Annotated in this window: 8 protein-coding genes; 1 reads left to right on the top strand and 7 read right to left on the bottom strand. The window is 35.4% G+C overall.

Annotated elements, in window-relative coordinates; genetic code table 11:
• A partial coding sequence (locus EIG86_RS01805) for a hypothetical protein (RefSeq protein WP_394342211.1) occupies nucleotides 1-2613 on the bottom strand: 2613 nt, incomplete at its 3' end.
• 888 nt (nucleotides 2614-3501) lie between these two features.
• Between EIG86_RS01805 and EIG86_RS01800 the strand changes: the two genes are divergently transcribed.
• Nucleotides 3502-4707 (top strand): CHRD domain-containing protein, encoded by a 1206-nt coding sequence (locus tag EIG86_RS01800; protein WP_127844437.1) that lies wholly within the window; start codon nucleotides 3502-3504, stop codon nucleotides 4705-4707.
• A gap of 61 nt (nucleotides 4708-4768) precedes the next feature.
• On the opposite strand, the gene EIG86_RS01795 is transcribed toward EIG86_RS01800, so the two are convergent.
• The 6 genes from EIG86_RS01795 to EIG86_RS01770 all read right to left on the bottom strand — a co-directional run bounded on the left by EIG86_RS01795 (nucleotide 4769) and on the right by EIG86_RS01770 (nucleotide 12221).
• Nucleotides 4769-5314 carry a pyridoxamine 5'-phosphate oxidase family protein gene (locus EIG86_RS01795; protein ID WP_127844436.1) on the bottom strand — a complete coding sequence of 182 codons (546 nt, stop codon included), beginning with the start codon at nucleotides 5312-5314 and terminating at the stop codon, nucleotides 4769-4771.
• Between the two features lie 42 nt (nucleotides 5315-5356).
• Nucleotides 5357-6508: an efflux RND transporter periplasmic adaptor subunit gene (locus EIG86_RS01790; protein ID WP_127844435.1), complete on the bottom strand. Its 1152-nt coding sequence runs from the start codon at nucleotides 6506-6508 to the stop codon at nucleotides 5357-5359.
• A gap of 5 nt (nucleotides 6509-6513) precedes the next feature.
• Nucleotides 6514-10848 (bottom strand): CusA/CzcA family heavy metal efflux RND transporter, encoded by a 4335-nt coding sequence (locus tag EIG86_RS01785; RefSeq protein WP_127844434.1) that lies wholly within the window; start codon nucleotides 10846-10848, stop codon nucleotides 6514-6516.
• 30 nt (nucleotides 10849-10878) lie between these two features.
• Nucleotides 10879-11277, bottom strand: a complete 399-nt coding sequence (locus EIG86_RS01780) for a hypothetical protein (RefSeq protein WP_127844433.1) — start codon at nucleotides 11275-11277, stop codon at nucleotides 10879-10881.
• Between the two features lie 154 nt (nucleotides 11278-11431).
• On the bottom strand, nucleotides 11432-11908 hold the full coding sequence (locus EIG86_RS01775; protein WP_127844432.1) for a DUF2231 domain-containing protein: 477 nt from the start codon (nucleotides 11906-11908) through the stop codon (nucleotides 11432-11434).
• A 1-nt stretch (nucleotide 11909) separates the two neighbouring features.
• Nucleotides 11910-12221 carry a hypothetical protein gene (locus EIG86_RS01770; protein ID WP_127844431.1) on the bottom strand — a complete coding sequence of 104 codons (312 nt, stop codon included), beginning with the start codon at nucleotides 12219-12221 and terminating at the stop codon, nucleotides 11910-11912.
• Nucleotides 12222-12345: the final 124 nt, after the last annotated feature.

Below are 12345 nucleotides of genomic sequence, written 5' to 3'. Positions count from 1 at the left end.
TTCGCCTTCAGCGGCATCACTTTGACTCAGATGATAAGTCACTAGGTAATCATCACTATTGTCAGTCTCCCCAAAGATAAAGGCTTCTTGGCTAGTCAAATCAAGACCAATACCGATGCCATCTGTGGTATCAGCGCAGACTTCAAAATCGGTCAGGGCAAAAGGAATAAAATTTACTGGCAAAACTTCGATTTCAAAATTGGTGGTGCTTTGGCAGCCAGTTTCAGTATCGGTCACTAAAACATAAATCGTTTGAATCGGACTTTGGGTGTTGATAAAATTATCGGGATTGCTGATGGGATTTTGGTCATTGTCAGCATCAGTTTGACTTTCGTAGTAGCTGAAGTTGTAATTTTCAGGTGCATTTATAAGTTCGTTTTCGACCACTGGCAAAAAGAAACTGGCTTGGCCGTCATCATCCAAATCGCAAATGCGAATGGTATTTGGCGGATTTAAATCTGGTAATGGTAAAACAAGCAAATCGAAACTAGTCAGTGCATAACACCCAGTCTCGATATCAGTCACACGCACAAAAATCGTTTGTCCGGCAGAAATGAAATTATCGGGATTTGTAATTGGATTTTGGTCGTTGTCAGCCTCTGTTTCTGAGCTATAAAATTCAATCTCGTGCTCCGTGGCAGTCAATCCATTGAGAATATCAGAGCTGTTTTGCGTTAAATCAAAATCAGCTTGGCCGTTGCCTTCATCACAGAGCTCGAGACTTGGCAAATCTTCAGAAGTAGCAATTTCGGGCAAAAGGTCAACTTGTAGTTCTAAACTAGTAAAGGACACACAATCATTATTGATATCGGTGACGCGGACAAAGAGCGTTTGTGAAAAAGCATTGTCATTGGTATAAGGACTAGATAAGCCTGTGTCTATATTTAAATCTTCGGCTTCGGCTTGGGTGGTAAAGAATTCGACGGCATAATCTGGGCTATTGTTGATGATCTCATCTATTTTGCTGCTTAAATCAAAACTTGCAAATCCGTCTTGGGCGTCTGAAAAATCACATTCTGCAAATGTGGCAGGGTCACTGATTTGTGGCGGCACAAGGCTTTCGATTTCAAATTCGCTGGTGGCAAAACAATTGCCGTCGAATCGGCGGAGATAGATGGTCTCTGTCAAGTTTTGGGGATTGTAATTCTCTGGGGTGGCAATGGCATTGTCATCGGTGTTGGCATCGGCTAAAGAAAGGTGGAAACTGAGCTCATCTTCGGGCTCAGGGCTGTCGGTCACGGCATTGTTTAGGTTGAAAAATGATACCGACAAATTGGCGCACTGGGCTAAATCTTGGACGCTAAGCGCGTCGGGGGACTCCACAAGCGTAAGATTAATCGTATCAGAATTATCGGTATAATCCGTCTCATCAATCACAGCTTGGCCATCACCTGCATCGTTGGCACGTATCAAAAGCTCAAAGTTTAAACCTAAAGCTGGAGGTATATTTAAAGTAGTGGTATAGCTCTGGGAGCCACCGATGGGAATCTCATCGGCATTAGTGACATTGTCGATCAAAACCTCTTGACTATTCTCATCTAAGTAGTAGATAGACACGGGAAGTCCAGGGGCAATTGCGCCAGTAGCATTGTCGTTTTGAAGTGTCCAGGTAAGATCAAGAGTACGATTATCACAAATGGCATCTCCAGATATAGCCGTAAACAAAGCTTGGGTGTTGGGCAACTCACTCCTTACTTTGGTGACAAAACGCTGGACTAAAGCTGAATTTGACCCACCAAGGGTACTCATTGAAAAATTCAAAGAAGTGTCGCCGGAATTGATGTAATTGTCTAAGGCAAAGACATCTAAATCCATATTCCAAAACTCATCATCTCCGGTATAGGTATTGCTTGAATTGATGATGCTGCCGGCGGGATTCAACGGGGGCGCATCCACCACCAAATCATTGATGTATAAATCTGCAATTGGGTTAGTCGCATCTACACCACCAGTATAGGATAAAAACTCCAATTTGCTATCCGCATTGTCCACCACATTAAGATTATCAAAATCGATGGCAATATCTGAATCATAAAACCAACAAAAATCTAAACCATCATAAAGGTTGATTTGGGAATAAGGCAGGGTAGGATCTTCATAAATAATTAAAATTGACCAGCCAAAAAAAGGAATATCATTTTCACAGTTTAACGTTCCTCCTGTTTGTGTGGGCTCATAAAATGCCTCAAGATCAACATCACTAACCGCATATACGTTATCCCCGTTGGCATTGATAAAATCAGTAATATCAGATTTATATCCGTATAATTCTATATTGAAGAAAGCGAAATCAAAAAAGAAATTTTCTTCTGCAGCAATTTGCTGATCATTAAGGTTAATTGTACTGTTATTATTGGAAAATGGCTCAGCCCAATACAAATAAGCTTTAACGATACTCACGCCCTGAGGAAGATTGAGCATTGCTTCAGCATAATCTTCAGTCACACAGTTTGGGTTAATTATACTGGTTTCACTATTATGACTGGCGCCGATGGATAAAAAATCGTATTGCCCATTAAACTGCTCTGCTAGTGTGATATCTTGAGCATAACTACACCAAGAACAAAACCATAAACCCAGAAAAAGAGCTATTGAATTATGATAAAATCGCATAAAAAATTTTAAAGAAATTCAAAGGTAGAGAAAAACTAGTGATACAAAAGCTTGAAATTTCGTATTTAATTATTTGAAAACTCATTTAAACATATCAATTTCATTTTTAAAAATTCTGATAGACTTTAAAATTAGAAGACTTAAAAATTTCAATTCAAATCCAAGCAAAAAAAGAATCAAAACTATTCGTTTTTACAATCAAGGATGCTTCCATTCACCAGTCCACGAACAACCCACAACAAGCAAGTAAAAATTCTCCCCCTAGGGGGAGCTAGGGGGGGCTTACTCTTATTCACTAACCTCCATAGCTCAAGTATAGTTTAAGCATAGCTACTCCATAGCTTAAGTATTAAAACAAAACACGACAAAACAAGACAAAACGCAAAATCAAGACCTGATTTCACTTTATTCTATAAACAGAATTCAACTAGAAAAAATGCTAATGAAATTGACTAATATTAAATCGGCTCTAGTTATTTTGATAAATATCCAAACAAATTAAGAGTATTCTTCTAGTTGATGTCCCATTGTAATAAACTGTAAAGATTTGATGAAATCTTAGAAAAGCTTCTTCAAAAAAGGAATATTGATTTCACTTATTGAATAATGGGCAAATTCAAATTATAACTTCAGCGTGATTTTAAATTCAACATTTAAAACAGCCAATACTTAAATATTGTAATTTTTAAATTTCTGTGAGCTATTGTTTAAACTAAATATTTAGATGTTTGTTATTCAGACAGATAAAATTTAATGTATTCTCTAAAAACAAGTTTTTTCCTTTGTAAGACTTTAACTTTCCTATTAAAATAATATTAAAATCAAATTTTAAGTGAACCATCGTTAATTATTTTTCGTAACTATAGGTAAACAATTAAATATAACATTATGAAATTTTTAAAATCAATTACTTTTTTATTTATGACAGCAGGTTTATTACTTAGCTGCTCAGACGATGACGATGGAGGAACAAACAATGACCCTATCGGAGATCAAAAGATTTACTCGCTTATGGAAATGTCGGATTCTGGTGTTTCAGGTACAGCCACATTCCAAGAGCAATCAAATGGAGCTACACTCATTACTTTAGATGTAGATGGTACACCAACAAATGGGATGCATCCATCACACATTCACATGAATACCGCTGCTGAAGGTGGTGATATTGTAGTTACGCTAAATGAAGTTGATGGCGAAACTGGAATGAGCGAAACCTTAGTTTCTGCAACAAATTCTGGAGAAATGCTTTCTTTTGAAGATTTATTAGCCTTTGATGGATATATCAATATTCATTTAAGTGCAGATGATCTTGCAACAGTTGTTGCTCAAGGAGACATTGGTCAAAACGAATTGACAGGCGAAATGAAATCTTATAATCTTGAAACCAGAGATGTTGATGGAATTTCAGGAACAGTAATGTTCGAAGAACGCGTTAATGGTGAAGCTGAAGCTACAATCATGTTAGACGGTACACCAGCAGGTGGCATGCACCCAGCGCACATTCATATGAATACTGCTGCGGAAAGTGGAGCTATTCTTTACACGTTTACACCAGTAAACGGAGACACAGGCATGAGTCGTTCTAACGTAGCTATGTTAGATGATGACACAAGTTTTGGTTATAGTGATGTTTTAGATGTTGATGGTTATGTAAACGTTCATTTAAGTGCAGATGAATTAGGTACCATCGTAGCTCAGGGAGATATTGGTCAAAACGAATTGACTGGTGAGTCTATTACTTATACTTTAGGCGAGAGAGATGTTCCAGGCATTTCAGGAACAGTAATGTTTCAAGAACGTGTGAATGGTGAAGCTGAAGCTACAATTATGTTAGACGGAACTCCTCCAGGAGGAATGCACCCAGCACACATCCACATGAATACTGCTGCAGAAGGTGGTGACATTATCTACACTTTCACACCAGTAAATGGAGATACAGGCATGAGCCGTTCTAACGTAGCAATGTTAGATGATAACTCAAGTTTTGGTTATAGCGATGTTTTGGATGTTGATGGTTATGTAAACGTGCACCTAAGTGCTGATGAACTAGGAGTTATCGTAGCTCAAGGCAACATTGGTATGAATGCAATGTAGTTTATAGTTTTTTCATAGAGATTTGATTTTTGTAAAAAGCGACCGTAATTGGTCGCTTTTTTTATGGATTCAAAAATTTGCCAATCCACTTTGAGTTTTCATTTTTATAAAACCGACTTCTAATGTGGTTTGGTCGTTTCAATTGTAGGACTTCAACTTCATTAGCTACGAGTTCTACAACAGAAAAATTTGTGTTATTTTCAGAATATTCAACCTCATCAGGATGCTTAATTCTCGTTCCTGGTGCTTTTTCGGTAGTATAATCTTTGGTTGAATGGTCTTTGACTTGTTCCCAATGAGCATTTATAAGATTTGGGTCGGTAATTACTTTAGCTTTTCCTCTAACTTCTAAATGAAGCAGACTGTCATGATTGTAAAATAGGGCAGAAGCGTTGGGGTTGTTTTGAAAATCTTCCACTTTGTCACTGCGACTGTCAGTATAAAAGATAATATTGAAATTATTTTCTACTGCTCTTAGTACGATTGTTCTGCATTTGGGTTGATTATTTCGAATACTAGCTAATGTTGCAAACCTGTAGGCATGATTTTTCTCTGAAACACCCGATTGCAACTCTTCTTCAGCTTTTTTTCTGATTTTGTCAAGCATTTTTTGTTTTAAAGTTAAGTAATTTCTTGAATTCAAATAAAATTAATGATGATGTCCGCCACCGCCTTCACCTTCCACCAAATCGAAAGCGCCTTTGGTGAGATATTGATTTTCAGGTGAAAGTTTCGCTTTGCTTTCTAGTGCCCGGTATCGATTTTGCTCTTGCGTATCATCAACTTCCAACAATTCAAAATGGTATTCGTTTTCAGTTTTTTCTTTTAGCTGAAGCACATACAAAGCCTTTTCTTTTTCAACAAAAGCCTCACTAGGTAAACCTAATTTTTTTTGCGGATTATTTTTGAAATAAGCCTCCACAAACATCCCAACAGAAAATTGTTCAGAATCTTTTATAGGATGTGCATGAATACGAACAATTCTGTTTTTGTTGATTTCAGCACCAATCAACCTTACATAACCTTTATATTTTTTAGTTGAAATTTCAGGAATTTTAAACACTAAACTATCGCCTTTTTGAATTTTCAAAATGTCTTTTTCAAAAACATCCAGTTCTAAATGAACATGGTCAGTATCTAAAATTTCCATGATTAAAGTCGAAGGCTCCAAATACATGCCTTGAGAAATATTCACTTTTGAAATTTTTCCACTAATCGGCGCATAAATCTTGATTTCTTCAGAAAAATTACCATTTAAAACGCTTTGGGTGTCGACATTCATCAATTCTAAAGTTTTTCTTGAACCATCAACTTTAGCTTTCATGCTCAAAAAATCACTTTTGGCCTTTTGAAATGTTTTTTCTGAAATGACTCGATCTTCTAATAAATTCTTTTTACGTTCAAATTCTGAAGACAAATACTTCAATGCACTATAGTTTTCAACATATTCTTGCTGAAGCTGAATGAATTCAGGGTTTTTCAATCTCACTAACAATTCACCTTTTTTCACTTCATCACCAACTAGCAAATGCGTTTTGCTCACGAATCCGCTAAAAAATGAACTTACCGAGGCGCGGTGTTCTGGGGGAACATCGATTTTGCCAGTTACACGAAATTCATCATAAAAAACTAAACTATCCGCTCTGTTAATTTCAAAATCTCCTTTGTCGAATTGAGCTTTAGTAAGAACTATTTCATTTTCGTGTTCATGTTCGTCATGTGCTTCAACCTGCTTTTCTTTTTTGCAACCCAAGAAAATGATGATTGTCAAAAAGCAAAAAAATATAGCTGTATTTTTCATAATTTTTAATTTAATAGTAAGTAATTTAAACGAATAATTTGCTGGTTGTAGCGTGCCAAAAGATTCAGATATTCAAGCTTTATTTGCGATGCATGATCAGCGCTTTGTGCATATTGGAAAAAATCAATTTCACCGTTTTGAAAACTACTTTTGGCAGTTTTCAAGATTTCATCAGCCACTTTCAATTGTGTAGTTTCGAAGCGGTTTAGGCTTTCTGCCTGAACTGTGATGTTATTCAAAAGTTTATCTTTTTCGTTTTCTAAGTCAATTTCGATTTGTTGTTGTTCAAACTCAGCAACTTTTGTTTGTATTTTCTTCGCTTTGATTTTAGCCCGATCTCCAAAAAACAAAAGCGGAACATTCAAACCTATTTGGTATCCGTTGAAATTTTTATCAATTGCAGAATTACTTCTTCTAAAGTAACTTGCAGAAATGCCTGGTAGCAATTCATTTTTCGCCAAGCTCAACTCGTTTTTGGCTAATTCAATTTCAGCAATTTTCATCTCCAGAATTGGATTACTTTCTAGAGTATTTAACTTTATATCCAAACGCTCAACCTTTTGTTTTTTCAATTGAATTTTTTCATCTTTCTGAACTAAATTTTGCAATTGAAGTTGATTGTTTTGTCTTTCGTTTTCCAAAAATTGCAATCGATTTTGAATTTGCGTTTGCTTCGATTGGGCTGATATTTTTTCCAGATATGTAGACTCACCTTCTTCAAATTTCCGTCTAGCCATTCTCGCAAAATCTACATAGATGCTGTCTAATTCTTTGTAAATTTCAATTTTGGCTTCCAAAACTAAATGGGTTTGATACAGTATTTCCAAATTTTTTAGCTGCTGCCGAATATTCAATTCATTTTGAATATTTTTCAGTTGAGTCACAGATTTATTACGTTGTAATCGTTTACCATAAACCGTAGGAAAATCAAATTTTTGAATCACACCCCATTGATACAAAGGCTCATTAGTAATCGGATCCCATTCAGCTTCATCATAATTTTGATAAATCTGCATTTTTTGAAATTGAAATGCTTCGCCTTCTGCTGTTTCACTTTGTGCGATGCTCATTTTTGAAGCTTTCAAACCTTTGTTGTTCTCAAGCATTTTCGATTTCAGATTGTCTAATTCAGAATTTTGACCTTGAACAGTGAAAATAGTTCCAAGTCCAAAAACTAAAATTAGTAGAAGATTTGTATTCATTTTTGGTGTTTTTTTAGAGGCCGACTTTTTCTCAAAAATGCTATATAAAACCGGTAAAACAATTAAAGTAAGTAGAGTAGATGTCAGTAAACCACCAATAACGACAGTAGCCAATGGACGTTGAACTTCTGCTCCTGCTCCAGTAGAAATTGCCATAGGTAAAAAACCGAGCGCTGTAGAACTTGCTGTCAGCAACACCGCACGCAGTCTTTCTTTTGTGGCTTTTATAATATTTTGATGACTAAGTGGTTCGTCATTTTTTTGAAGGTCTTTAAAATATTCAACCAGAATAATTCCATTTAAAACCGCAATACCAAATAAAGCGATAAAACCAACACCTGCAGAAATGCTGAAAGGCATATCTCTAAACCATAATAAAAATACACCACCAACTGCGGAAAACGGAATAGCTGTAAAAATTAGCAATGCATCTTTGATGGTATTTAAAGCAAAATACAACATAATGAAAATCAATACTAAAGCTATTGGAACGGCAATTTGTAATCTTTTAGATGCACTTTCCAAATTTTCAAATTGTCCGCCATAAGAAATGCTGTATCCCGTTGGCAGGCTGAGGTTCTCTGAAATTACTTTTTTTGCATCTTCCACTACTGATTTCAAATCACGATTTCTCACGTTGATACCAACTACAATTCGACGTCGTGTTTGCTCTCTCGAAATCCTTGCTGGTCCTTTGTCATATTTTATTTCTGCGATTTCATCTAGCGGAATTTTTCCATGATTTGGCGTGTCAATCATCAGATTTTTTAAGTTTGAAATATCTTGACGTTGATTTTCTTTCAAACGCAGTACTAAGTCGAATCGTTTTTCACCTTCAAAGACAACGCCCGCTTTTTTTCCTGCAAATCCGATTGAAATTATTTTGTTGATATCTTTAATATCAAGACCATATCTTGCGATTTTACTTCGATTGTAATTGACCGACATTTGGGGTAATCCCACAATTTTTTCAACAGAAATATCGCCCACACCAGCGATATCTTCAACAATAGATTTTAATTCATTTCCTTTTTGGGCAAGTAGATCTAAATCTTCACCAAAAATCTTAATGGCAACATCTGAACGCACTCCTGTAATTAACTCATTGAAACGCATTTCTATGGGTTGAGTAAATTCAATTCCCATATTGGGAATAATGCTTAGTTTTTCTTTCATCAAAATTGCCAACTCTTCTTTGCTTTCCGCAGAAGTCCATTCGCTTTTTGGTTTTAGCCGAATAATAATGTCAGAATTTTCCATAGACATTGGGTCGGTTGGGATTTCTGCAGCACCAATTCTAGAAACTACCTGTATAACTTCTGGAAATTCCTCTAAAAGGATGTTTTCAATTTTTGTGGTTCGTTCAATTGTACTTTCTAAAGATTTACCGGTTTTCAGAATCGGTTGGATGACAAAGTCACCTTCATCTAAAGTCGGTACAAATTCACCTCCCATTTTAATGAAAGTGAAAATACCTAAGCCTATTAATAATAGTGCCGAGACAATCACAGTTTTGGTGTGTTTCAGCGCCCATTCTATTTTGGGTGAATACCAAGCGTTTATTTTGTCAATCAATTTAGAGGAAAGGTTTTCCTTTTTCAGTTTTTCAGGTTTCAAAAACCAACTGCTTGCTACAGGAATCCAGGTGAAACAAAGAACAATGGCACCAATAAGAGCAAAACTAAATGTGAGTGCCATTGGTTTAAACATTTTTCCCTCGACTCCTGAAAGTGATAAAATTGGAATAAAAACAATCAAGATGATGAGCTGTCCAAAAATGGCAGAATTCATCATTTTGGATGCGCCCTGAAAGGTGATTTTGTCTTTCAGTTTTTGAATTTCAGTTGAAGAAGTTTGTTTCAATTTGTCTGATTGTTGAAGCATTTTAAACGCTACAAATTCAACAATAATCACGGCACCATCTATAATAATTCCGAAATCTAGTGCACCTAAACTCATCAAGTTGGCATCGATATTGAAAATATACATCAAACTAATGGCGGAGAGAAAACTCAATGGAATAACCGAAGCAATAATCAATCCCGAGCGGAAATCACCGATCAGTAAAATTACGATGAAGGTGACAACCAAAAAGCCAAGTAATAAGTTTTCTAAAATGGTTGAAGTCGTCCGCTCAATCAACTCACTGCGATCCAAAAAACCGTTGATGTAAACGCCTTCTGGTAGTGTATTTTCAATTTCAGCAAGTCGTTTTTTGACGCTGTTGATGACTTCGTTAGAATTTGCGTTTTTTAGCATCATGACTTGCCCCAAAACTTTTTCGCCTTCACCGTTGCCAGTAATTGCACCAAATCTTCTGGCGTGTCCAAAACCAACTTCAGCTACATCTTTAATTAGAATAGGCACTCCGTCTCGATTTTCGACTACAATATTTTCGATGTCATTCAGGTCTTTTACTAAACCTTCTCCACGAATAAAATAAGCCTGTTCATTTTTTTCTATATAACTGCCACCAGCAATAGAATTGTTGCGTTCCAAAGCTTCAAAAACACTTGCAATGCTAATGTTTCTGGCTTGAAGTGCTTCAGAAGAAAAGGCAACTTCATATTCTTTCAAATAACCACCCCAAGAGTTAATTTCCACAACGCCGGGAATTCCTGACAATTGCCTGCGTACAATCCAATCTTGGACACTTCTTAATTCCGTTGCATCGTATTGATTTTTATATTCGTCCTCTACTTCCAGCGTATATTGGTAAATTTCACCTAAACCAGTCGTAATTGGTCCCATTTCAGGAGAACCAAATTCTTTAGGTATATTTTCTGAAGCTGATTTTATTTTTTCAGCAATAAGTTGACGTGGCAGATAGGTGCCCATATCGTCTTCAAAAACGATAGTGACAACGGAAAGTCCGAATTTTGAAGTGGAACGAATTTCTTTGACACCTGGCAAATTAGACATTTCTAATTCTACTGGGTAAGTGATGAATTGCTCAACATCTGCCGTAGAAAGATTTCTGGACGTTGTAATGACTTGCACCTGATTATTCGTAATGTCTGGAACAGCGCCAATGCTGATTTGACTCAAACTAAAAACGCCGAAACCGATTAAGCCAGCAACAAATAATAGTATGATGAATTTAGATTTTAAACTAAATTCAATAAGTTTTGAAAGCATGAAATTTGTATTTGATTGAACTAAAGTAAATTAACTTTTATAATCAATCAAATATTTGGGTGGTTGAAATACTTCTGAAGTCGGCAGAAAAGAAAAGCTTTCTGAATGGGAGATATTTACTTCTGAAGAAATATTTGAAATCAAACTAGGAATTTCATATGTATTGGTACTCAAATATACACTATGATGACAAAAATGGTGACAATCGTTTACGGGTAAATGCTCGTGATCACTGTGTTCGTCTTCATGTTCATTTTGATTTTTGCCATAATGTAAATCTACAAATGTCCAAAAATCATCTCCAAATTCTTGTTGGTGAAATTGATAATGTTCAGCAAGATTTTGGATTTTAACGAATTGTGACAAGTCAAGCTGAAATACTTGAGACAGCATCAAAGTACATAATAAATATGTCACAATATTTTTCATATTTACAAATGTAGTGTATTTTTAATTATGAAAACTTAGGATTTCATTAATTAAATAATTTCAAAAGTGATCCAAAAGGCATCGATATAAAATATGATTTCTAATGATTTTTTCATCTTGAATTCAAAATTGGTAAAAGTATAATCGAATCAGTTTATTCAAATTCTTTACAATCTTGACTTGGTGTATAAACACCAGCAGCTTGTTGATAAACCAATTCTGCACCAAGGTGGCCAACATAACCAACGCCAATACAGCAAATTAGTAATCCTAAAGTTAAAATAAAGTTCAATATTCTTTTGAATGGAACTGCAAATGTAATTTTGAATATTTCTAAAATTCCGATGACAGAAAGTAATATAGACAAATAATACGCATAATTTTCGTGTGTTTTTAAAACTGTCGGGTCACACAAAGTTCTGGATACTGCGCCATCGGCTAATGAGCCAGTGTAGTACGAAATCCAACAAAAAACACCACTTCCAATTATTAAAATGGAAGCGGTGCTCGAAAATTTTTTAAACCTAAAACTTAGCAATTTGAAAATTGTGGCTAAAAAAATAAGTGCAATTGGAAAATGAACACTTAATGGATGCCAGATTTCGTCACGCCAGAATTCAGGGGTTTGCATTTTATTCTAAAACTTTTACGCTAAGCGGATCTAATCTTTTACCGACTTTTTCAACTTCAACCTCGACCTTTTGATCTTTTTTCAATACAGAAAATTCAACTTTTTCTCCATTTTGGGTAAGTTCAGTTTCATCTGTAAAATAAAGCTCTAAAGTTTTGTCATCTTCAGTTTGAACATAAATTTCACTTTTGTCAGCCTCTACTTTCATAATTGTTCCTTCGTAAGTGCCAGATTCAACTACATCTGTAGAGTCATTACAAGATAATACGACAAACGCTATAAGAGCGTAACTCAATGCTTTTAAATTTTTCATAATTGTATAATTTCTTATTTGGAACAAATATAAATAATTTGTTCAAATTAATATCTTTTTTATAAATAAAATGAATTTTTAGGATTGATCAGTCTCAAATACAATTCTAATAGTATTAAAATTA

This window comes from Psychroflexus aestuariivivens, from assembly GCF_004010055.1.
Taxonomy (GTDB): Bacteria; Bacteroidota; Bacteroidia; order Flavobacteriales; family Flavobacteriaceae; genus Psychroflexus; species Psychroflexus aestuariivivens.
Note: the sequence above shows the minus strand (reverse complement) of the source record. Positions and strands in the feature narration are given on the sequence as shown.

Coding starts and splice junctions, on each gene's coding strand:
- EIG86_RS01800 (WP_127844437.1), top strand. CDS start 3,502: ATGAAATTTTTAAAATCAATTACTTTTTTATTTATGACAGCAGGTTTA.
- EIG86_RS01795 (WP_127844436.1), bottom strand. CDS start 5,314: ATGCTTGACAAAATCAGAAAAAAAGCTGAAGAAGAGTTGCAATCGGGT.
- EIG86_RS01790 (WP_127844435.1), bottom strand. CDS start 6,508: ATGAAAAATACAGCTATATTTTTTTGCTTTTTGACAATCATCATTTTC.
- EIG86_RS01785 (WP_127844434.1), bottom strand. CDS start 10,848: ATGCTTTCAAAACTTATTGAATTTAGTTTAAAATCTAAATTCATCATA.
- EIG86_RS01780 (WP_127844433.1), bottom strand. CDS start 11,277: ATGAAAAATATTGTGACATATTTATTATGTACTTTGATGCTGTCTCAA.
- EIG86_RS01775 (WP_127844432.1), bottom strand. CDS start 11,908: ATGCAAACCCCTGAATTCTGGCGTGACGAAATCTGGCATCCATTAAGT.
- EIG86_RS01770 (WP_127844431.1), bottom strand. CDS start 12,221: ATGAAAAATTTAAAAGCATTGAGTTACGCTCTTATAGCGTTTGTCGTA.